General features: G+C 70.3%; 20 protein-coding genes and 2 pseudogenes. 10 read left to right on the top strand and 12 right to left on the bottom strand.

The features are described from left to right. Positions 1-595, top strand: a pseudogene (locus ABKA17_RS42045) (2-oxoacid:ferredoxin oxidoreductase subunit beta); the annotation flags it as partial. A 60-nt stretch (positions 596-655) separates the two neighbouring features. Here the strand turns inward: ABKA17_RS42045 and ABKA17_RS42040 are convergent. From ABKA17_RS42040 to ABKA17_RS42020, 5 genes are all read right to left on the bottom strand, one after another. Further along, positions 656-844, bottom strand: coding sequence for a hypothetical protein (locus ABKA17_RS42040; protein ID WP_353697691.1), 189 nt, complete (start codon positions 842-844; stop codon positions 656-658). A 169-nt stretch (positions 845-1,013) separates the two neighbouring features. Further along, positions 1,014-1,442, bottom strand: coding sequence for a DUF6082 family protein (locus ABKA17_RS42035; protein WP_353697690.1), 429 nt, complete (start codon positions 1,440-1,442; stop codon positions 1,014-1,016). A 294-nt stretch (positions 1,443-1,736) separates the two neighbouring features. After that, positions 1,737-1,925, bottom strand: coding sequence for a hypothetical protein (locus ABKA17_RS42030; RefSeq protein WP_353697689.1), 189 nt, complete (start codon positions 1,923-1,925; stop codon positions 1,737-1,739). A gap of 194 nt (positions 1,926-2,119) precedes the next feature. Beyond that, positions 2,120-2,620: a DUF6082 family protein gene (locus tag ABKA17_RS42025; RefSeq protein ID WP_353697688.1), complete on the bottom strand. Its 501-nt coding sequence runs from the start codon at positions 2,618-2,620 to the stop codon at positions 2,120-2,122. Between the two features lie 236 nt (positions 2,621-2,856). After that, complete coding sequence (locus ABKA17_RS42020; protein ID WP_353697687.1) at positions 2,857-3,258, bottom strand: winged helix-turn-helix transcriptional regulator; 402 nt, start codon at positions 3,256-3,258, stop codon at positions 2,857-2,859. 92 nt (positions 3,259-3,350) lie between these two features. Here ABKA17_RS42020 and ABKA17_RS42015 point away from each other — a divergent pair, with 92 nt between their 5' ends. After that, on the top strand, positions 3,351-4,205 hold the full coding sequence (locus ABKA17_RS42015) for an SDR family oxidoreductase (protein WP_353697686.1): 855 nt from the start codon (positions 3,351-3,353) through the stop codon (positions 4,203-4,205). A 108-nt stretch (positions 4,206-4,313) separates the two neighbouring features. Further along, positions 4,314-5,333: an EamA family transporter RarD gene (gene rarD / locus ABKA17_RS42010; protein WP_353697685.1), complete on the top strand. Its 1,020-nt coding sequence runs from the start codon at positions 4,314-4,316 to the stop codon at positions 5,331-5,333. 80 nt (positions 5,334-5,413) lie between these two features. Here rarD and ABKA17_RS42005 read toward each other — a convergent pair. Next, a pseudogene (locus ABKA17_RS42005) lies at positions 5,414-6,499 on the bottom strand (MFS transporter); the annotation flags it as partial. Positions 6,500-6,664: 165 nt separating this feature from the next. Between ABKA17_RS42005 and ABKA17_RS42000 the strand changes: the two are divergent. The 3 genes from ABKA17_RS42000 to ABKA17_RS41990 all read left to right on the top strand — a co-directional run bounded on the left by ABKA17_RS42000 (position 6,665) and on the right by ABKA17_RS41990 (position 8,754). Further along, on the top strand, positions 6,665-7,111 hold the full coding sequence (locus ABKA17_RS42000; RefSeq protein ID WP_353697684.1) for a winged helix-turn-helix transcriptional regulator: 447 nt from the start codon (positions 6,665-6,667) through the stop codon (positions 7,109-7,111). A 26-nt stretch (positions 7,112-7,137) separates the two neighbouring features. Next, complete coding sequence (locus ABKA17_RS41995; RefSeq protein WP_353697683.1) at positions 7,138-7,623, top strand: VOC family protein; 486 nt, start codon at positions 7,138-7,140, stop codon at positions 7,621-7,623. 180 nt (positions 7,624-7,803) lie between these two features. Then, positions 7,804-8,754, top strand: a complete 951-nt coding sequence (locus tag ABKA17_RS41990; RefSeq protein WP_353697682.1) for a M28 family metallopeptidase — start codon at positions 7,804-7,806, stop codon at positions 8,752-8,754. Here the strand turns inward: ABKA17_RS41990 and ABKA17_RS41985 are convergent. Next, positions 8,751-10,406, bottom strand: a complete 1,656-nt coding sequence (locus tag ABKA17_RS41985) for a tetratricopeptide repeat protein (RefSeq protein ID WP_353697681.1) — start codon at positions 10,404-10,406, stop codon at positions 8,751-8,753. The two genes, ABKA17_RS41990 and ABKA17_RS41985, sit on opposite strands and share 4 nt — an antisense overlap. 220 nt (positions 10,407-10,626) lie before the next feature. Between ABKA17_RS41985 and ABKA17_RS41980 the strand changes: the two genes are divergently transcribed. The 3 genes from ABKA17_RS41980 to ABKA17_RS41970 all read left to right on the top strand — a co-directional run bounded on the left by ABKA17_RS41980 (position 10,627) and on the right by ABKA17_RS41970 (position 13,028). Further along, positions 10,627-11,130, top strand: a complete 504-nt coding sequence (locus tag ABKA17_RS41980) for a DUF6668 family protein (protein WP_353697680.1) — start codon at positions 10,627-10,629, stop codon at positions 11,128-11,130. A gap of 41 nt (positions 11,131-11,171) precedes the next feature. Further along, entirely contained in the window at positions 11,172-12,371 is a 1,200-nt protein-coding gene (locus tag ABKA17_RS41975) for an amidase (protein ID WP_353697679.1), read from the top strand. 72 nt (positions 12,372-12,443) lie between these two features. After that, on the top strand, positions 12,444-13,028 hold the full coding sequence (locus ABKA17_RS41970) for a flavodoxin family protein (RefSeq protein WP_353697678.1): 585 nt from the start codon (positions 12,444-12,446) through the stop codon (positions 13,026-13,028). A gap of 23 nt (positions 13,029-13,051) precedes the next feature. On the opposite strand, the gene ABKA17_RS41965 is transcribed toward ABKA17_RS41970, so the two are convergent. The 5 genes from ABKA17_RS41965 to ABKA17_RS41945 form a co-directional block, all read right to left on the bottom strand. Next, positions 13,052-13,975: an ABC transporter permease gene (locus tag ABKA17_RS41965; RefSeq protein ID WP_353697677.1), complete on the bottom strand. Its 924-nt coding sequence runs from the start codon at positions 13,973-13,975 to the stop codon at positions 13,052-13,054. Then, positions 13,962-14,990, bottom strand: a complete 1,029-nt coding sequence (locus ABKA17_RS41960; RefSeq protein WP_353697676.1) for an ABC transporter ATP-binding protein — start codon at positions 14,988-14,990, stop codon at positions 13,962-13,964. Before ABKA17_RS41960 ends, ABKA17_RS41965 begins: the two co-directional genes overlap by 14 nt. A 33-nt stretch (positions 14,991-15,023) precedes the next feature. Continuing rightward, positions 15,024-16,238, bottom strand: coding sequence for a LolA family protein (locus ABKA17_RS41955; protein WP_353697675.1), 1,215 nt, complete (start codon positions 16,236-16,238; stop codon positions 15,024-15,026). A 232-nt stretch (positions 16,239-16,470) separates the two neighbouring features. Then, entirely contained in the window at positions 16,471-17,391 is a 921-nt protein-coding gene (locus tag ABKA17_RS41950; protein WP_353697674.1) for a CHRD domain-containing protein, read from the bottom strand. Between the two features lie 224 nt (positions 17,392-17,615). Further along, positions 17,616-18,626, bottom strand: a complete 1,011-nt coding sequence (locus ABKA17_RS41945) for a polyprenyl synthetase family protein (protein WP_353697673.1) — start codon at positions 18,624-18,626, stop codon at positions 17,616-17,618. Positions 18,627-18,854: 228 nt separating this feature from the next. Between ABKA17_RS41945 and ABKA17_RS41940 the strand changes: the two genes are divergently transcribed. Then, entirely contained in the window at positions 18,855-20,336 is a 1,482-nt protein-coding gene (locus tag ABKA17_RS41940) for a peptide MFS transporter (protein ID WP_502994531.1), read from the top strand. Positions 20,337-20,362: the final 26 nt, after the last annotated feature.

Genomic DNA, 20,362 nt, shown 5'->3' with positions numbered 1-20,362 from the left:
CACGAAGTCGACGCCGATGGGCTCCCTGGACGCCCCCTTCAACCCGGTGTCGCTGGCGATCGGCGCGGAGGCGTCCTTCGTGGCCCGCACGGTGGACTCCGACCGCAAGCACCTGACGGAGGTGCTACGCCAGGCGGCGGCGCACCCCGGCACCGCTCTGGTGGAGATCTACCAGAACTGCAACATCTTCAACGACGGCGCCTTCGAGGTCCTCAAGGACCGGCAGCAGGCCGAGGAGGCGGTGATCCGCCTGGAGCACGGGCAACCGATCCGCTTCGGCGCGGACGGGGGGCGGGGCGTGGTGCGGGACGCGGTGACGGGCGACCTGAAGGTGGTCGACGTGACCCCGCAGAACGAGTCGCAGATCCTCGTCCACGACGCCCACGCCGACTCCCCCACCACCGCCTTCGCCCTCTCCCGCCTCGCCGACCCGGACACCCTCCACCACACCCCCATCGGCGTACTCCGATCCGTCGACCGGCCCGTCTACGACACCCAGATGGCCGACCAACTCGACACCGCGATCGAACAGAACGGCAAGGGGGATTTGGCGGCGCTGCTGGCGGGCGGGGACACCTGGACGGTCGTCGGCTGACCCGTGAGCGACATGCGAAGGGCCCGGAAGCGATACGGCATCCGGGCCCTTGGCTTGGCGTCAGGCGTTGGGGATGTCTCGCTTGGCCCGGAGAAGGCTGTCCCGGGTGATCACGACGATGCGCTCGTAGTCGGCACGAGCGGCGTCCGGCGGAAGAGACGCTTCCAGATCCTCGGTCCGGTCGGTCCCGATGACCGCGAAGTTTCCGTCGCTCAATTCGAAGAGATCCGGACACGACTCGCCCGACATGGACCCTCGTTGGCGAGGAGAGTCACCGAGTCGGCTGACAATGCGAACTGCTGGAATTTCTTTGCGCACGAAGAGCCTCCGTCAGTGGCCGGGCACTGTGAAGTCCGCTCAGGAAACAGGAAGTTGGACTCACCCGACCGCAACCTAGAAGGTACTTAAACGCGCCCCTTCACGCCCCCTTCAGCGGCTCAGGTCCTACGACCCACCACTGTTCCAGGTCCCCTTCGGGCTCCTTCATGACAGCGTCGACCGCTCTGCCGACCCTTCCTTCCAGGGAGTCCGCCGTCAGGCTGCCGCGGTGTGGGCCCGTCAGTCTCCAGTACTCCGCGAAAACCTGGTTTCCGCTCAGGATCCGGAGGGCGTCGAGGAGTTCGCTCCGGTCCAGGGCGCCGATGCGGTAACCCAGCAGAAGCGTCGCGTACTGCCGGTTGGTGAACAACATCTGGCGGCGCTTGTTCTCCGACAGGCCTTCCAAGGTGCTCATGGCCATCGCGAGCGAGGGGTCATCAATGGCGCGGTCCAGGTTCTCCAACACCATTCGGTGGAAGCGGATCACGTTCGCTCTGGCGATCTCCTGCGCCAGCCGCTCGAGCTGCATGCTCTCAGCCGCTTCGTCCAGCCGTCGTCCTCGGGACCGACGCGGAAAGGGGCTGCGTACCCGACCTCCCCTCGTCCGTGCCGCGGAGCGGCTTCTGCGCGCTTCCGGATACTGTCCGGCCACAGCGAACCCCCAAGTCCGGCGCACCGCGCACGGTTGGACACATCACCCCGCCCAACATGCAGGGTGGCTCAAGCCGGCGCGAGAGGCGGAAAGGGGGCGCATCGATGGACGTACCGCGCGGCGCGAGGGTCTGGCATCCCCTTCGACACAGGGACGCCAGACCCTCTGTGTTCACGCGTCGGGAATGTCCCGCTTGGCGCGCAGCAAGGTCTCGCGGGTGATGACGACAATGCGCTCGTAGTCCGCCCGAGATGCGTCGGACGGGAGCTTGCCGTCCAGCTCGTCGGTGCGGTCGGTACCGATGATCGCGAAGCTGCCGTCACTCAGCTCCAGGATGTCGGGGCAGTTCTCACCCGACATGCTTCCTCGCTGTCGGGGTGAATCCCCGAGTCGACGGACAAAACTGACTACGGGGAATTCGCTGTGCACGCGGGGCCCTCTATGTTCACAGGCAGGAGCGGGGGAGTCTGCTCGCGCATGAAAGACACGACGCAGGGCGCTAGTTAAGCATCAACTGGCACTCAATGCCGCTCACTTCACTCGTTTGAACCAGCTCACTCGCTCTGACTGCCGACGACCCACCACTCACGGCCGCTGGCGATCTCTTCCATCATTTCGTCGACGGCCCGCCCCACTCGCGCCTCCAGCGACTCATGCGCGAGGGCTCTGCGGGCGTCGCCCGTCATGTCCCAGTAATCCTGGAACACGGCGTTAGAGCACCACACCCGGAGGTAGCCGATCAGCTCCTCCCAATCGAAAGCGCCCAAGCGGTGGTGCAGCAAGATCGCGCTGTACTGCGCATTCACGAACAGGACCTGTCGCCGCCTGCTCTCCGACAGGCCGGGCAGCGTGCTCATGGCTTCCGCCAAAGCCGGATCACCCAGGGCGCGCCCCGTCTGGTCAGCCATGATGCGATGCAGCTGGATCAGATTGGCTTTGCGGATCTCCTCGGTGAGCGCCGCGAGTTGCCGAAGTATGTTCTCCAGGAGTTCGTCCTGGGTTCCAGCCTCTGCTGCAGAACCGATCCTGCGCGCATCCGGATTCTCTGTGGTCAAAGCGAACCCCCGACTCAGGCGTCCAGACGCCGGTCGATCGCCTTGCGGGCGGTACCAAGGCCGGCGTGCGGGTGGACAAACATCCCGCCCACAGCATGCCGGGCAGCTCAAGTCGGCACGGGAGGCGGACAGGGGGCGCATGGAAGGACGTCCAGCTCAGTCGACCAACGCCCTACCGTGAATGTTCCCGTCAAGCTACGGCGTCATACGTTCCGCGAGCACCGCATGCTGGCGCATCACTGCTGCTCAGAGCCCCTCTTCCGCGCGTCATACACCTCCCGCGCCTCCTGCACCGTGGCCATCCGTGCCTCCGTCCACAGTGCGAGCCCCCGTACCTGTTCCGCTGCCTCTCGGCCCAGTTCGGTGAGGGAGTAGTCGACGCGGGGTGGGATGACCGGCTTGGCGTCTCGGTGGATGAGGCCGTCGCGTTCCAGGGTCTGGAGGGTCTGGGTGAGCATTTTTTCGCTGACGCCTCGGCCGGGGCCGCCGATCGCTCGGCGGAGTTCGCTGAAGCGGTAGGGGCGGTCCAGGAGCTCGATGAGGACGAGGACGCCCCAGCGGCTGGTGACGTGCTCCAGGACCTGGCGGTGGGGGCACATCGTCGTCTCGGCCGGTGGTTGCGCGCTACTTACTGCCATGCCAGTACCTTACTTCAAAGTGGGTACTTTCGGAGAGTTAGCGCTACCCGTAGGGTTAGTGCCATCCGCACCCCACAAGGAGATCTCAGATCATGAGCATCGTCGTCACTGGAGCCACCGGACACCTCGGCCGCCACGTCGTCGAGCAGCTGCTGGAGAAGGTCCCGGCGGAGCAGGTCACCGCCGTCGTCCGCAGCCCCGAGAAGGCCGCCGACCTCGCGGCGAAGGGCGTGAAGCTCGCGGTCGCCGACTACAACACCCCCGAGACCTTCGACAGCGTCTTCGCCGCCGGCGACAAGGTGCTGCTGATCTCCGGCAACGAGTTCGACAAGGGCCGCCCCGGCCAGCACCAGGTCGTCATAGAGGCCGCGAAGGCCGCGGGCGTCGCCCTCCTCGCCTACACCAGCGCCCCCGGGGCGCTCACGGCCGCCCTCGCCGACGACCACCGGGCCACCGAGAAGGCGCTGCTCGCCTCCGGTCTGCCGTACGCCCTGCTGCGCAACGGCTGGTACAACGAGAACTACACCGAGAACCTCGGCCCCGCCCTGGAGTACGGCGCCGTCGTCCAGGCCGCCGGTGACGGCCGGATCACCTCCGCCTCGCGCGCCGACTACGCGGCCGCCGCGGTCGCCGTACTGACCGGCGAGGGGCACGAGAACCAGACGTACGAGCTCGGTGGCGACGAGCCGTGGGGCTTCGCCGAGTACGCCGCCGAGCTCAGCCGGCAGACCGGCAAGGAGATCGTCTACAACGCCGTCTCCGTCGAGGCCTTCACCGAGATCCTGACGGGCGCCGGGCTGCCCGCGCCGCTGGCCGCGACCCTCGCCGGTGTCGACGCCTCCATCGAGAAGGGCGAGCTGCTCGTCACCTCCGGCGACCTGGCCCGGCTGACCGGCCGCCCGGCCACCCCGATCGCCGAGTCCCTCGCGGCCGCGCTCAAGGGCTGACGACTCCCCGGAGCCCTTGAGCCTCCAGCCCCCGCCTGTCATGACCGTATAGCGATACGGGCATGACAGGCGGGGGTGCTCGGCGTTACCTTCTTGCAGTCGGGGGCGATGCGAGAAGGAGGGCCCGTGAGCGGGAAGCCCAAGGGTGAGCGGCAGATAGGACTGCTGAACGGCTTCGCCGCGTACGGGATGTGGGGGCTGTTCCCGCTCTACTTCCCCCTGCTCAAGCCCGCCGGGGCGACCGAGGTCCTCGCCCACCGGATGGCGTGGTCGTTCCTCGTCGTGGCCGTGGCGCTGCTCGTCGTACGACGGTGGAAGTGGGCGGGTGAACTGCTGCGGCAGCCGCGTCGGCTCGCGCTCGTCGCGGTCGCCGCGACCGTCATCGCCGTCAACTGGGGCGTCTACATCTGGGCCGTGAACAACGACCGGGTCGTCGAGGCCTCGCTCGGCTACTTCATCAACCCCCTGGTCACCATCGCGATGGGTGTGCTGCTCCTGAAGGAGCGGCTGCGGCCCGTGCAGTGGGCGGCGGTGGGGGTCGGTGCCGCCGCCGTGGTCGTGCTGACCGTCGGGTACGGGCGGCCGCCGTGGATCTCACTCGTCCTCGCCTTCTCCTTCGCGACCTACGGGCTGGTGAAGAAGAAGGTCAACCTCGGCGGACTGGAGTCGCTGGCCGCCGAGACCGCCATCCAGTTCCTGCCCGCGCTGGGCTACCTGGTGTGGCTCTCCGCGCGCGGCGAGTCCGCGTTCGTCACCGAGGGCCCCGGCCACGCCGCCCTGCTCGCCGGGACCGGCCTCGTCACCGCGCTCCCCCTCGTCTGCTTCGGGGCCGCCGCGATCCGCGTCCCCCTCTCCACCCTCGGGCTGCTCCAGTACCTCGCGCCGGTCTTCCAGTTCCTGCTCGGCATCCTCTACTTCCACGAGGCCATGCCGCCCGAGCGCTGGGCGGGCTTCTCACTGGTCTGGCTGGCGCTGTCGCTGCTCACCTGGGACGCCCTGCGCACCGCCCGCAGGCTCAGGGCCGAGACCAGCAGGCCGAGCGTCACCATCACGACGGGCACCACCAGCGCCGTACGGAACGCCGACAACGTCTCCTCGGGCCCCGACCCGGTCGACGCCAAGCCGTAGACGGCCGTCACCGCCGAGATCCCGATCGCCGAGCCGAACTGGGTCGCCGTGTGCAGCAGCCCGCTCGCGAGGCCCTGCTCGTGCTCGTCGACGCCGTCCGTCGCGGCGATGGTCAGCGGTCCGTAGGCCAGCGCGAAGGCGGTGCCCGCGATGATCAGCGTGGGGAACATCGCCAGGTACGGCCAGTCCATGCCGACCGGCAGGAACAGCCCGTACGCCACGATCGCCAGCAGGAAGCCGCCGACGATCACGCGCGGGTAGCCGTAGCGGGTGACGAGCCTCGGGGTGAGCGTGGGGGCCAGCACCGCGTCGCATCCCATGATGACCAGGGCGATCGCGGTCTGCATCGAGGACCAGCCGCGCAGCTCCTGGAGGTACAGGGTCACCACGAACTGGAAGCCGAAGAAGGCCCCGACGAACAGCAGCGCCCCGAGGTCGGCGCGGACCACCGAGCCGTGGCGCAGGATGCCCAGCCGGACGAGCGGGTTCGCGCAGCGGCGCTCGACGACCACGAAGAGAACGGCGAGCAGCACCGCCCCGAGCACCGACGCCGTCGTCAGCGGCCACCCTCGCGCCCCGTGTTCCAGTCGTACGACGGTGTAGGCGGCCAGCAGCATGGCGCCGGCCACGGTGATCGTGCCCGGGAGGTCGAAGCGGCGCGGCCCTGCGTGCGCGGGCGGCCCGTCCTGGTGGGGGATCAGCCGTACGGCCGCCGCCAGCAGCGCGCCCGCCATCAATACCGGGGCGAAGAACACCCAGCGCCAGTCGATCGAGGTGAGCAGGCCGCCGATCACCAGGCCGAGCGAGAAGCCACCGGCGCCGGTACCGGCGTACACCAGGAGGGCCTTGTCGCGCTGCGGGCCCGCCTCGTACGAGGTGGTGATCAGGGACAGCGCGGCCGGTGTCATGAACGCGGCCGCCACACCGGTCACGAAGCGGGCGACGATCAGCATCCAGCCCTCGGTCGCGAAGCCGCCGAGGCCCGAGAAGGCGAGGAAGACCGCGAGCCAGAGCAGGAACATCCGGCGGCGCCCGAGCAGGTCGGCGGCGCGGCCGCCGAGCAGGGTGAATCCGGCGTAACCGAGGACGTAGGAGCTCATCACCCAGGCGGCGGTGTCCGTTCCGAGCCCGAGGTCGGATCTGATCGACGGGATCGCGATCGCCATCATCGCGATGTCGGCGCCCTCCAGGAAGATCGTTCCGCAGAGGACGAGTAGCAGCGCCCACGCGCGCGTGCCCATGGCAACACTCCATGACTCAAAGGACGGTTACCCGGATGAGGGTCAGTTCCCTCTTGTAACCAAAGCCAGCCTCCGGCAGCATCGACAGACATGGAAGAAGGCACTTCGAAGTCACCCGGTTACTGCAAGAGCACCGTGGACCACGGCGATGCCGATCCCTTCCAATGGGACACCCGGGAGGACTGCCAGGTAAGGCAGATCCTCGACCGGGTCGCCGACAAGTGGTCCCTCCTTGTCATCGCCCTGCTGGAGAACCGGCGGCTCCGCTTCACCGAGCTGCGCCGGGAGATCGACGGGGTCAGCCAGCGCATGCTGACGGTGACGCTGCGCTCGCTGGAGCGGGACGGGCTGGTGAAACGGACGGTGTACCCGGTGGTGCCGCCCCGGGTGGAGTACGAGCTCACCACACTGGGCGGGACCCTGCACTCCACGATCCGGTCCCTGGTGACGTGGACCGAGGCGCACCAGGAGGAGATCGCGGCGGCGCGGGCGACGTACGACCGGCGAGAGGCTCAGGTCATTGCGGACAGCGCCTGACCGCGAGCGCCGTTATAAGTGACCTCATGACGCAGACGACACCCGTGCCCGTACCTTCACCCGCGCCCGTTCACTGGAAGCTCGTGATCGACTCCGCGAACCCGCAGTCCCAGGCCGACTTCTGGGCCGCCGCGCTGCACTACGAGGTCGAGGACAACGACGCGTTGATCCAGCGCCTGCTGGAGCTCGGCGCCCTGCCGCGCGAGGCGACGGTCGAGTTCCACGCGCGCCTCGCCTTCCGGGACCTGGTCGCGGTACGGCATCCGGACGACCCGTACGACAAGGACAGCGGCACCGGGCTGGGGAGGCGGCTGCTGTTCCAGCGGGTGCCGGAGGAGAAGTCGGTCAAGAACCGGCTCCATCTCGACCTGCACCCGGGCGCCGGGCGGCGGACCGCCGAGGTCGAGCGGCTGACGGGACTCGGCGCGAGCGTGCTGCGGGAGGTGAAGGAGGCCGGGGGCGAGTGGGTGGTGATGGCGGATCCGGAGGGGAACGAGTTCTGCGTGCAGTAGGACCGCGCGTCGACGGCTTGCGGTCCTGGCTTACGGCAAGGGCTTGCGGCCATGGCTTCCGGTATCCGAACTCCCTGTCCTGATACCACTCTTGACGGAGCGTTAGTCACAGCTTCACCATCCAGGCACCCATTCACTGTGGAATCCCTGTGATTCCCGAGGAATTCGGAGCCCCCCACGATGAAGCTCTCGGTTCCCGGACGCGTCACGGCCACCGCCGTCGTCGCGACCGCCTCGCTCCTGGTCGGCGGGTCCATAGCCGGGGCGGCACCCGCCCCCGAACCCACCCTGGCCGCCGCGCCCGACATCCCCGTGGCCAACGTCAAGGCCCACCTCACCCAGCTCCAGTCCATCGCCACCGCCAACGGCGGCAACCGGGCGCACGGCCGCGCCGGGTACAAGGCCTCGCTCGACTATGTGAAGGCCAAGCTGGACGCCGCCGGATACACCACCGCCATCCAGCAGTTCACGTCCTCCGGCCGCGTCGGCTACAACCTGATCGCCGACTGGCCGGGCGGCGACACCAACCAGGTCGTCATGGCCGGCTCGCACCTGGACAGCGTCACGTCCGGAGCCGGCATCAACGACAACGGGTCCGGCTCGGCGGCGGTCCTGGAGACCGCGCTGGCCGTGTCGAGAGCCGGCTACCAGCCCACCAGCCATCTGCGTTTCGCCTGGTGGGGCGCGGAGGAGCTCGGGCTGGTGGGCTCCCGCTACTACGTCAACAACCTGTCCTCGACGAACCGCGCCAAGATCAGCGGCTATCTGAACTTCGACATGATCGGCTCCCCCAACCCCGGCTACTTCGTCTACGACGACGATCCCGCGATCGAGAAGACCTTCAAGGACTACTTCACCGGCATCGGCGTCCCGACCGAGATCGAGACCGAGGGCGACGGACGTTCCGACCACGCGCCCTTCAAGAGCGCGGGGGTGCCGGTGGGCGGACTGTTCACGGGCGCGAGCCGTACGAAGACGGCGGCGCAGGTGGCCAAGTGGGGCGGCACGTCGGGGCAGGCCTTCGACCGCTGCTACCACTCCTCCTGCGACACGACGTCGAACATCAACGACACGGCCCTGAACCGGAACAGTGACGCGCTGGCGTACGCGGTCTGGGAGCTCTCCTCCTAGGAGTCGAGTTTCCGGGCCCGCTCGGCGAGGCGGGCCATACGGGCGCGGGCGGAGTCCAGTTCCTCGATGTCCTCGACGGCCGTACCGTCCTGCCTCGTCAGCTCGGTCCACAGACCGATCAGCTCGACTCCCATGCGCAGCCCCTGCTCCGGGTCGCGTACGGCACGCCAGGCGGTCGCCGCGCTCTGGACGTTGCCGTACGCGGCCTCCGTGTTCCTCGCGTGGTGCCGGGTGCGGGCCAGGTCGAGGGAGAGACCGAAGGCACGGACCGGGTCACCGGCCAAGTAGGCGATGTACGCGGTCAGTTCGAGCAGCCGCTGCACCTCGGGGTGTTCCTGGCCGAGCGTGCGGGACGCTTCGGCCACCGTCTGCTCGGCGAGCCGCGCGGCCTCCTCGATCCGCCCCGCCTTCACCGCCTCGTTGATCCGCACCATCGGCCCGGCGAGGAAGGCGGTGCCACCGCCGTCGTACGCCACCACCGGATCGTCCCCGAGCACGGCCTCGGCCACGGCATCGAACCCGCGGGGCGGGGTGGGCTTGGGGTCGGGGTCGTCGAGGGGGGCGGGCGGCAGGCCGAGGATGGACCTGGGGGCGGGGGCGGGGACGGGCGTGGACCCCGGGGCCGGCGTGAGACCGGAGGTCGGCTGGGGGCCGGTCGCGGGACGGGGGTCGGTGGCGGGACGGGCGTCGGTTGTCTGATGGAGGTCGGCTGCCGGCTTGGGCCCGGACGTCGGCTCAGGCTCTGCCGCCGGTTCGGGGCCGGAGGCCGGTTCGGGCCACGGGGTGGGTTCCGGCCTGGCGTCCGCCGGTGGGGCGTCGGTCGGGGTTACGTCCGTGGCGGGCGGTGTGTCCATGACCGGGGGTGGCCCGAACTGGCCGGTCGGGGGCGCGACCGTACCCGGCGCCGCGTCCGCCACCCACTCGGGCACGGCCCGCAACCGGAAGGTCGGCACGGCGTCCCGGGGTTCCCGCGCGTCGGGGTCCGGCAAGGCCCGGATCGGGAAGGTCGGGGGTTCGGGCGTCCGGTGCAGGAGGTGGGTGGGCTTGTCGCGGTGCGGCGGGGCTTCGGGAGTGGCGTGCTCGGCGGGCTCGGGGGACTCAGCGGATGCGGTGCCGGCAGGCTCGGGCGGCGACGCGGGGTGCGCGGCGGAGGCTCCGGACGCGACCTCGGTCGGCGCGGCGGGCGGCGCGGGCGGCGCCGTGGGCCGGGACACCGGCCCCGACTCCCCGGGCAAGCCCACACCCGGCACTCCCGCCGACACCCCACCCGGCGCCGTCCCCAGACCTGTCCCCGGCGCCCCGACCGACTGCCCCGACTCCGCGCCCGGCGTCCCCGGCGTCCTCTCCGCCCCCGTCGACACCGGCTCCGCCGTGAACTGACTGGAGCCGTCCGCGTCGATGCGCAGGGCGACGACGTAGCCGATGCGGTCGTCGTGGACCGTGGCGTGGACGGGGTGGCCGGTGGCGAGGGCGATGCGGTGGAGGTGGTTCAGGACGGTGTGGTGGATCTCCTCGCCGGGGATCGGCGCCACCGGTACGCCTCCCACCGCCGCACCGCCCGCACCGACGACGACGTCGATCGACGGCGCCGCGAGCACCGCCGGCTGTCCGGCGCCCTGCTGTTCCCGCTTCTCGCGGCTGAGTCGCGACATCGTTCCCTCACTCGGATCCGTCGGGGCGTGGCGGACGGCGTGTTCGGATTCCATGGTGCTCCCTCCGCCCGTCGGGCCCGCCCCCGGCGTCAAGAGCCGGTCGTACACATACTGTTGAGTAGTCTCTCCGCTCGCTCCTGGTACTCACGTCACCGTGACGTCACAGGCTCGTCCCAGGCCGACCGGGGGAAACGCCGGCATCTCGGGAAGGAGAGCGTACGTGCAGCAGGGACCGGAGATCTGGGTCCGCGGACCGGTGGCCGTACCGGAGGGACCGCCGGGGCCCGGCGCCCACGCCACCGCCTCGGGGCGCCGTTTCTCCTTCGTCGGCACGCACGGCGGGGCCGGCGTCTCCACGCTCGCCGCGGTCTACGGCGGTCACGACTGCGGGCGGGACTGGCCCGGCCCCGACGCTCCCCCGTCCGTGCTGCTCGTCGCCCGTACGCACGCGACGGGGCTGGCCGCCGTCCTGCGCACCGTGGATGTCTTCCGGCGCGGAACGGCCCCGTACGGTCTCGACCTCGACGCCGTGGTGCTCGTCGCGGATGCCCCGGGCCGGCTGCCGAAGCCGTTGGCCCATCAGGTCAGGGTGATCGAGTCGCTGATCGACGTCTACCGCGTGCCGTGGGTGGCCGACTGGCGCCTCGGCGATCTCAGCGGCCGCCCGCCACGCGAGAGCGAGCCGCTGGCCCGGCTGATGGGCGTGTCCGGACGGTCGCGCTGACGCCGCTGACGCCGCTGACCGCCGAGGAGATCGCCGCGGCGGTGCGGGCCCGGTCCCTGTCCGCCGTCGAGATCGTCGCGCGGGCCCTGGAGCGGATCCGCCGGGCCGAGCCCACGTTGAACGCCTTCGCCGAGGTGTGGGGCGAGGAGGCGCTGCGGTGCGCCGCGGAGGTGGACGCGCGCGTCGCCGCCGGTGCGCGGCTGCCGCTGGCCGGTGTGCCGATCGGGGTGAAGGGGCACAGCGGGCTGCGCCGGGCGGCCCCGCTGCTCGCGGCCGGGTGCGTGGCCGTCGGCGCCACGGCCTTGCCGGGGCCGGGGACCCCCTGGCAGACCTGGGGGCTCGGCGCGGGCGGCCGTACCGTCAACCCGTGGCGCGCCGACCGTACCCCGGGCGGTTCCTCGGCCGGTTCCGCGGCGGCGGTGGCCGCGGGGCTGGTGCCGCTGGCGACCGGGAGCGACGGGGCGGGGTCGGTACGGATCCCGGCGGCCTGGTGCGGGGTCGTCGGGCTGAAGGTGACCAACGGCCGATTGCCGTCGCCGGACCGCACGGGGCTCGCGGCGGACGGGGTGCTCGCGGGCTGCGCGGGAGACGCGGCGGCCTACTGGCGGGTGATGACGGGAAGCGACCCGGACCTCCCCCCGACCGCCCGCCCCTCGACGGACGTCCCACCGACGGACGTCCCACCGACGGACATCCCGCCGACGGCCGTCCCGCCTATGGCTGTCCCGCCGACGGCCGTCCCCTCCGCTCTCTGGTCCCCCGACCTCGGCTACGACACCCCCGACCCCGGCATCGTCGCCGTAGCGCACGCCGCGGCCCTGCGGCTCGCCCGAGCCGGTGCCGTACGGCTCACGCGACCCGGGACCCGGTTCCGCCTCCTCGATCCCGCCCCCGCCTGGATCGCCCTGCGCACCCCCGGCGCCGACCCGGTCGCGGCCACCCGGGTCCGGGACGAGAACGACCGGCTGCTGGCCGCCCTCTTCGCCGGCACGGACCTGCTGCTGACCCCGACGACACCCACCGCCCCGCACGGCCACGACGGCCCCGGCGAGCGCTACTCCACCTCCCTCACCTGGGCGTTCAACCTGAGCGGGAACCCGGCGATCAGCCTCCCGGCGGGCCTCGGTCCGGACGGCTGCCCGGTCGGGCTCCAGCTCGTGGCCCGGCGCGGTGCGGAGGCGCTGCTGCTCCGGGTGGCCCGGGCGGTCGCCCCCTGGACAACTGAATGCATGCGCATATAATCTCCGTGCATACATCGCCTGTCGCCGTTCGTCCATCACCTGTCGCCGTACGTCCAACACCTGGGGGATTCCATGACGCGCCGCTTCCTGTTCGTGCTCGGCAGCAGCCGCACCGACGGCAACACCGAGCTGCTGGCACGCAAGGCGGCAGAGCAGCTGCCCGGTGACGTCGAGCAGCAGTGGATCGACCTGAACGACCATCCGCTGCCCGACTTCGAGGACCTGCGGCACGACAGCGACCATCGGCGCCCCACGGAGGGCAGTGTCGGGCTGCTGTTCGACGCCACGCTCGCGGCGACGGACATCGTGATCGCGTCCCCGCTGTACTGGTACTCGCTGTCGGGCCAGGCCAAGCGCTACCTCGACTACTGGTCCGGCTGGCTGCGCATCCCCGGCGCCGACTTCAAGGGCACCCTCGAAGGCCGCACCCTCTGGGGCGTCACGGCGCTCGCGCACGAGGAGTTCGAGGTCGCCGAGCCGCTGACCGGCACCCTCAACCACTCGGCCGCGTACATGGGGATGCGGTTCGGCGGGGTGCTGCTCGGCAACGGCAGCAAGCCGGGCGACGTCCTGAACGACACGGGGGCTCTGGCCCGCGCGAAGACGTTCTTCGCCCAGGAGCCGCCGCTCGCCCGCTTCCCGTACGACAACGCCTAGGGACGAGGACAAGGCCGGGTCGCCTACGCCGTGATGTCCTTCGTCGTGAACCTCGCCCAGGCCGCCGAGCCGAACACCGCCACGTACAGGGACTGGAGGCCGAGGTTCTTCACCAGGTCGTCCCAGTAGACGGGTTCGCGCATCAGGTCGGCGAAGGACAGCCAGTAGTGGGAGAAGAAGTACGGCTGGAGCGCGTGGAGTTGGGGTATCTGGTCGAGGATCTGGACGGTGATGAGCAGGCCGACCGTGGTCGCCATCGCCGCGATCCCGCTGCCGGTCATGGTCGACACGAACAGGCCGAGCGCGGCCACGCCGGTCAGTGAGGCGGCGACGACCAGGGCGATCAGGAAGGCCCGGCCAAGCCCCTCGGTGAAGCTGATCTGCGTTCCGGAGATCGTCGTCAGGTCTCCCAGCGGGAACAGCAGGGCGCCGACCGTGAGCGCCGAGACCGCCACGACGAGGGTGGCGACCAGACAGAAGGCCATCACCGTCGCGTACTTGGTCAGGAGCAGGCGGGTGCGGCCGGCCGGGGCGACCAGGAGGTAGCGCAGGGTGCCGGCGTTCGCCTCGCCGGCGATGGCGTCGCCCGCGACCACGCCGATGGCCATCGGGAGGAAGAAGGGCAGGGTCGCGGCGAGGGCGGTGAAGACCAGGAACAGGCCGTTGTTGGTGATCTGCGAGATGAACGCGGGACCGCCACCGCCGTCGGGGCCGCCCGGCCCCACGCCGCCGCCGTCACTGGTCTCGATCTTGACCGCGATGCCGACGAGGATCGGCACGGCCGCGAGGACGCCGAGCAGGGCAAGGGTGCGCCAGCGGCGGAAGGTGGTGAGCAGTTCGTTGCGGAGGAGGGTGCCGTAGAAGGTTGTACGGCGGCTTGCGGCCAGTGAGGGCTTGTCGTGCAGTTCCGCGCGCCCCTGAAAGGCGATCTCCTCAGCCTGCGACATCGAAGCCCTCCCCTGTCAGTGCCACGAAGGCGTCCTCCAGGGAGGCCCTCTCCACTCCGAAGCCGCGCACCCTCACCCCCGCCGCCACCAAGGCCGCGTTGATGTCCGCCAGTTCACTGTCGGGCGGGTCGGCGGTGACCCGGTCCTCGGCCACGACCACATCGGCGGCCCCCTGTTCCTTCAGGACCCTCGCCGCCTCCCCCGTGTCCGGCGTCGTCACCACCAACCGGCCCCTCGCCCCCGCCGCAAGGTCGGCCACCGGCCCCTGTGTGATGAGTCGCCCCTGCGCCATCACCGCCGCGTGGGTGCAGACCTGCTCGATCTCGTCGAGGAGGTGGGAGGAAAGGAAGACCGTCGTGCCGTCGGAGGCCAACTCCCGTACCAGGGAACGGATCTCGCGCATGCCCTGCGGGTCGAGGCCGTTGGTCGGTTCGTCGAGGACCAGCAGCTCGCGGGGCTGGAGGAGTGCCGCCGCGAGTCCCAGGCGCTGCTTCATGCCCAGGGAGTACGCCTTGGCCTTCTTGCCGGCGGCGGCCGCCAGGCCCACCCGGTCCAGGGCCGCGGCGACGCGGGTACGCCGGGTGCGGGGGTCGGCGGTCGGGTCGGCGGCGTCGTAGCGCATCAGGTTGTCGCGGCCGGAGAGGAAGCCGTAGAGGGCGGGGCCCTCGATGAGCGCGCCCACGTGCGGGAGTACGGCGCGGGAGGAGCGCGGCATGGGACGGCCCAGCACCCGGGCCGACCCGGAGGTCGGCTCGATGAGGCCCATCAGCATGCGGATGGTGGTGGTCTTGCCGGAGCCGTTCGGACCGAGGAAGCCGAAGACGCTGCCCGCCGGGACGGTCAGGTCGAGACCGTCGACGGCGAGCTGCCCGCCGCGGTAGCGCTTGGTGAGCGCGCGGGTGTGGATGACGCTGTCACCCGCGTCGGCATGATCACTCACGTCGGTGGGGTCACCCACGTCGGCGTGATCGCCGTCGCCCTCCGGATGCGGCTCCGTGGCGGGCGGCTGGTCCATCGGCTCCCTCGATTCGTCGTGCTCCTACGGCGGTTACCTGGCTTCGTCCGCCGCCTTCACCAGCGCGTCCTTGGTCACCGCGCCGACGTAGACCTTGCCGTCGTCGGTGATGAGCGCGTTGATCAGGCGGGTCTTGAAGACCGTGCCCTCGCCGAACTTGCCGCTCGCCTTGTCGCCGAGCGAGCCGAGGAAGCCGCCGAACGCGCCGCCGGCCTCGGAGCCGGACGGGATGCCCTCGCCGCCGGTGTCGAAGGCGGCGATGGAGGTCCAGCCCTCACCGATGACGTTGAGCCCGTCGAGGCCGCCGCCCTGGGCGACGTCCGGGTTGAAGTGCCCGTCGCGACCCTGGGACGAGCGCTCGGGCGCCTTGGTGGCGTCCTCCTCGGTGACCTTCGCGCCCTTGGGAGGCGTGAAGTCGAAGGTGGAGGCGGCCGGCTCGGCGTAGCTGATCTGGGTGAAGCCCGCGTCGACGACTGCGGCGCCGCCGCTCGCCGGGGTCAGGGTGAACTTCAGGGGCAGCCCGGTCTTCGCGTCCACGGCCACGGTGATCTGGCCGACGGTGGACCCGGAGTCCTTGGGCTTGATGACGAGCCGGTAGGCGTCGCGGCCCGCCACCTGCGCGGTGCCCTCGACGGTCACGGAGGTCGTGTCGTCGACCGCCTTGAGGGCGTCCTCGGTGAGGTCCTTGGGCGTGGCCGGGAGTTCCTCCTGCTTGCCCTGCTCACCCTTCTTGCCGTCGCTGTCGTCGGCGGTGGCGTGGAAGACCTCGTTGGACGCGCTGTCGTAGCCCCAGACGTCCTTGCCGTTGTGGATGAGGCTGTATTCGGCGGCGTTCTCCAGCAGCGAGATCTTCTGCTTGTCCTCGCCGTCGGCGGCGACACGCAAGGTGTGGGAGCCGGAGGCGAGTTCGGTGAGCTTGGAGGTCGGGTCGGCCGACGAGCCGTCACCCGAGCCGCCCCGGCCGCCCGTCAGGCTGCTCTCCAGACCGCCGAAGTCCGGCAGCCCCAGGTCGGTGTTGATCTTCACGGTGCCGGTCAGCTGCTCGACGTCCGACGCGGCGATCTTCTCGATGAGTTGCTGCGCGCTGATTTTCGGCAGGTCCGGGTCGCCGGAGTCCGCGAGCGCCGGGACGAGCCCGATGGTCGCCGCGGCCACCCCCACGACCGCGACCGGGACGACGTACCGCGCGGCCTTGCGACGCCGTGACCCCAGGTCCTCGGTGCTGTCGTCGGATTCGTACGGTGCCATGTTGTGCCCTACCTCCGTCATAGGCGGCGGCCAGTTCGTCAAGCACACTCGTCCACCCCGTGCCGCCATTCTCACCCGAATCGGTGAGGAGTGGTGTTTTCCGTGGTGTCCATCTGACCAAATCGGCCGACTCGAAGCGTCAGCCCAAGGGGCCAACTCCGCGTACAACTGGGGTATGACAGGACACGCCGGCGCCCCCTACGACCCGTAGGGGGCGCCGTCTGTCACAGGGTCAGCCGCGCAGGAACACGTAGTCCGCCTGGTAGGGCACTGCGACGATCGCGCCCGGCGTGCAGGAGCCGGTCGGGGCGACGCCGCCGACGGTGTTCAGCCGCAGGATCTCGGTGGCGTCGGCGAGCAGGCCGTGGTGCTTGCCGGACTGCGTGGCCTTCAGGTCCAGCTCCGGGATGTTCCCGGTGCCGTTCGGGGTCCGGGACAGGACGGAGCCGGTGACCGCGCTGCCGTCCCGGGCGATCCACTGCGGGGTACCGGAGTTGGGCTGCACGAAGGAGTGCGCGATGCGGCCCGCCAGTACGGCGCTGACGTCCCGCTGCGCGAAGGCGTACCCGCCGCCCTCGGCCGGCTTGCACTCGTAGATCTGCTCGCCCTTGACGACGGGCGCCTGGAAGTTCCGCAGCGCGTCCCGGAACACGAAGCCGGCGACGGTGACCTTGTGCAGCTGACCGCGGACGGCTCCGCCGGGGAACTCGGTGGTGTGCAGGTTGGCGTAGAACGCGCCCGGGTCGTTCTTCAGGGCGTCGAGCAGCGCGGCGTCCTTCACCTTCACGGTGCCGGTGACACTGTGCCCCTTCGCCTTGCCGAGCAGCTTGCCGAAGTCGACCTTGACGCCACCGTTGGTGCCCTTGGCGCCCTGGTGGATGTGGAGCGCGGTCGGCCTACCGGTACCGCGCCAGGTCACGGCTACGGACACCTTGTCGCCCTTGACCTTGACGAACTCCAGGGCGGCACCGTCCTTGTCACCCACGGCGGGCCCGCCGTCGACAGGCACCTCGTTGGCACCACGCAGGCTGGTCGCGAGAACGACCCCGGGATCCTCGGTGGCGGAAGCCGGAGCCCCCGCACCCCCGACGGCGACCATCGCGACAGCGGCGACCGCCAGACTCGTACGACGCTTGGAGAACAACACGTCCATGCCCATGATTCTTTTGTCTCCCCGTAGAGCAGCCGACACCCCCTGCGCCGACTTCCACGCATGACTACGGTGCCGATCTCAAGCTGGACTCAGTCCAGCTTTGTGATACGGGTCACAGGGGCGCGCCCAGGGGCGCGGGGCTGTATCGATTTGCGGCTCCGCCGCGTGGGCGCGACCAGCCCAAACGGCGCCGCACCCGGCATCAAACAGCAACCAGGCAGTACCTACCCCGCCCGATGCACCACCGCATCGCACAACTCCACAAGCGCCGCCTTCGCATCACACTCCGGCAGCGGAGCAAGCGCAGCCCGCGCATCCTCCGCGTACCGCACGGTGTCCCGCCGAGCCTGCTCGAGAGCCGGATGCACCCGCAGCGCGGCCAACGCCTCCGCAAGCCGCACGTCGTCGTTCAGGTCGGAGTCGAGCAGCTCGCAGAGCGCCCTGTCCTCGGCCAATCCCAACCGCTCCGCCCGCTCCCGCAACCGCAGCACCGGCAGCGTCGGGATGCCTTCGCGCAGATCCGTGCCCGGCGTCTTCCCGGACTCGTGCGAGTCCGAGGCGATGTCCAGGACGTCGTCCGCGAGCTGGAAGGCGACGCCGAGCCGCTCGCCGTACTGCGTCAGCACATCGATGACCGACTCGTCGGCGCCGGACATCATCGAGCCGAACCGGCAGGCGACGGCGATCAGCGAACCGGTCTTGCCGGCGAGCACGTCCAGGTAGTGCTCGACCGGATCCCGACCGTCCACCGGCCCGGCGGTCTCCAGGATCTGTCCGGTCACGAGCCGTTCGAACGCCTCGGCCTGGATCCGGACCGCCTCGGGACCGAGGTCGGCGAGGATCTGTGAGGCGCGGGCGAACAGGAAGTCACCCGTGAGGACGGCGACGGAGTTGCCCCAGCGGGCGTTCGCGGCGTCCACTCCGCGCCGCACGGCCGCCTCGTCCATCACGTCGTCGTGGTACAGCGTCGCCAGGTGGGTCAGCTCCACCACCACGGCCGACGGCACGACCCCCGGCGCATACGGGTCGCCGAACTGGGCAGAGAGCATCACGAGCAGCGGGCGGAAGCGCTTGCCACCCGCCCGTACGAGGTGCTGCGCGGCCTCCGTGATGAAGGGGACCTCGCTCTTGGTGGCTTCGAGCAAACCCTCCTCGACGGCCGCCAACCCGGCCTGGACATCGGCTTCCAGAGCCTGGTCCCGCACGCTCAGCCCGAACGGCCCGACGACGGTCACGAGGGGTCTCCTGTCTGCTGGTGTCTACTGGCGATTACACGGTTTGTCGATAGGTCGCTGCCATCACTCAAGTCAGCGTATCCGGTCACCTTTCGATCACCGATGCCGCCCACCCGCGCAGCACGGGCGGTATCGGATCACGACCGGTATGTTTTTGATCACCTGAAAAGAACGGATATCTGTCGACTTAGACGGAAGTAGTAGAGCGTGTCTCGAACAACCGTTGACGTGGATCCCGGAAAGCAGCCCCCGCCCGAGGACGACACCGCCTTCTTCGGCCAGCCCAAGGGCCTGCTCACCCTCTCCGGGCTGGAGGTCTGGGAGCGCTTCTCGTTCCTGGGCATGCAGGCCATCCTCGTCCTGTACTTCGCCGACACCGTGGCCCACGGAGGCATGGGCATGTCGGCCGGAACGGCCGCTTCCGTGTCGGCGGCCTACGGCACCCTCGTCTACCTCGTCTCGGTCGCCGGCGGCTGGCTCGCCGACCGCATGCTCGGCTCGTACCGCGCGGTGCTGTGGGGCGGCATCCTGATCGCCTGCGGGCACTACTCGATGGCCGTGCCGACCAACGCCATGACCTGGGTGGGACTCGGGCTCATCAGCGCCGGTACCGGACTGCTCAAGCCCAACGTGGCCACCATGGTCGGCAAGCTCTACGCCACCGCCGACGAGCGCCGGGACGCCGGGTTCGCGCTCTACTACATGGCGATCAACATCGGCGCCTTCGCGGGCCCCCTGATCACCGCCTGGCTCGGCGACCACAAGGGCTGGCACTGGGGCTTCTCGGCCGCCGCGATCGGCATGACCTTCGGGCTGGTCCAGTACGTCATGGGCCGCCGTCACCTGGCCGGGCGCAAGCACTCCGCCGAGTTCGCGCTCGCGCCGGAGGCGATGCGCCGGGCGGTGCGCCTGATCGTGGTGGGCCTCGTCGTCACGGCTGTGCTCGCCGGCCTGCTGGGCGCCGTCGGCTGGCTGACCATGGACCGCTTCGTCGACCTGCTCACCCTGATCTCGGTGATCGCCCCGGTCGTCTACTTCACGGTGATGTTCAGGAGCCCGCGGGTCACGGCCGAGGAGCGCGGCCGCCTCAGGCCGTACATCGTCCTCTTCCTGGCCTCGACCGTCTTCAACTTCATCCTCTTCCAGGCCTACTCCACGATGATGCTGCTGGCCTCCACCAACGCCGAGACGACGATCCTCGGCTTCGACTTCCCGGCCGGCTGGTACGCCTCCGCGCTCGGCGCCTTCGAGGTCGGCCTCGCGCCCTTCGTCGCCGCGCTCTGGGTCCGGATGGGCCGCGGCCAGCCGCACGCCTCCAACAAGATCGCGATCGGGGTCGTACTCGGCGGCCTGTCGTTCCTGCTGATGGTCCTGCCGACGTCCGGGCACGACAGCGACGACTACCTGATGTCCGCCTGGTGGATCGTCGGCTCCTACTTCCTGCTGGGCCTCGGCGACATCCTGCTGGAGACCTCCGGCATGTCGGCCACCACCAAGCTCGCCCCGGTGGCCTTCTCCAGCCAGACCATGTCCCTGTGGTTCCTGTCCCTCGCCCTCGCCAACGGCATCCAGGCCCAGACGGTGAAGCTCTACGACGACGTCTCCAAACCGGCCTACTTCGGCGTCAACGGCGCGATCGCGGTGGCCGCGGGCCTGGCCGTGATGGCGGCCGCCCCCTGGTTGCGCCGCACCATGCACCCCGTCCACTGAGGCACGCGAGAGCCCCGAGGTCACAG

The sequence above is a fragment of the Streptomyces sp. RG80 genome (assembly GCF_040446465.1).
In the GTDB taxonomy this organism is placed as follows: domain Bacteria; phylum Actinomycetota; class Actinomycetes; order Streptomycetales; family Streptomycetaceae; genus Streptomyces.
The sequence above is the reverse complement of the archived record's forward strand: the minus strand, read 5'-3'. Positions and strand labels throughout refer to the sequence as shown.

What these genes read in the sequence shown, in the direction of transcription:
- ABKA17_RS42040 (WP_353697691.1), bottom strand. Translation starts at nt 844, where the DNA reads ATGTCGGGCGAGTCGTGTCCGGATCTCTTCGAATTGAGCGACGGAAAC.
- ABKA17_RS42035 (WP_353697690.1), bottom strand. Translation starts at nt 1,442, where the DNA reads ATGCAGCTCGAGCGGCTGGCGCAGGAGATCGCCAGAGCGAACGTGATC.
- ABKA17_RS42030 (WP_353697689.1), bottom strand. Translation starts at nt 1,925, where the DNA reads ATGTCGGGTGAGAACTGCCCCGACATCCTGGAGCTGAGTGACGGCAGC.
- ABKA17_RS42020 (WP_353697687.1), bottom strand. Translation starts at nt 3,258, where the DNA reads ATGGCAGTAAGTAGCGCGCAACCACCGGCCGAGACGACGATGTGCCCC.
- ABKA17_RS42015 (WP_353697686.1), top strand. Translation starts at nt 3,351, where the DNA reads ATGAGCATCGTCGTCACTGGAGCCACCGGACACCTCGGCCGCCACGTC.
- rarD (WP_353697685.1), top strand. Translation starts at nt 4,314, where the DNA reads ATGCGAGAAGGAGGGCCCGTGAGCGGGAAGCCCAAGGGTGAGCGGCAG.
- ABKA17_RS42000 (WP_353697684.1), top strand. Translation starts at nt 6,665, where the DNA reads ATGGAAGAAGGCACTTCGAAGTCACCCGGTTACTGCAAGAGCACCGTG.
- ABKA17_RS41995 (WP_353697683.1), top strand. Translation starts at nt 7,138, where the DNA reads ATGACGCAGACGACACCCGTGCCCGTACCTTCACCCGCGCCCGTTCAC.
- ABKA17_RS41990 (WP_353697682.1), top strand. Translation starts at nt 7,804, where the DNA reads ATGAAGCTCTCGGTTCCCGGACGCGTCACGGCCACCGCCGTCGTCGCG.
- ABKA17_RS41985 (WP_353697681.1), bottom strand. Translation starts at nt 10,406, where the DNA reads ATGTCGCGACTCAGCCGCGAGAAGCGGGAACAGCAGGGCGCCGGACAG.
- ABKA17_RS41970 (WP_353697678.1), top strand. Translation starts at nt 12,444, where the DNA reads ATGACGCGCCGCTTCCTGTTCGTGCTCGGCAGCAGCCGCACCGACGGC.
- ABKA17_RS41965 (WP_353697677.1), bottom strand. Translation starts at nt 13,975, where the DNA reads ATGTCGCAGGCTGAGGAGATCGCCTTTCAGGGGCGCGCGGAACTGCAC.
- ABKA17_RS41960 (WP_353697676.1), bottom strand. Translation starts at nt 14,990, where the DNA reads ATGGACCAGCCGCCCGCCACGGAGCCGCATCCGGAGGGCGACGGCGAT.
- ABKA17_RS41955 (WP_353697675.1), bottom strand. Translation starts at nt 16,238, where the DNA reads ATGGCACCGTACGAATCCGACGACAGCACCGAGGACCTGGGGTCACGG.
- ABKA17_RS41950 (WP_353697674.1), bottom strand. Translation starts at nt 17,391, where the DNA reads ATGGACGTGTTGTTCTCCAAGCGTCGTACGAGTCTGGCGGTCGCCGCT.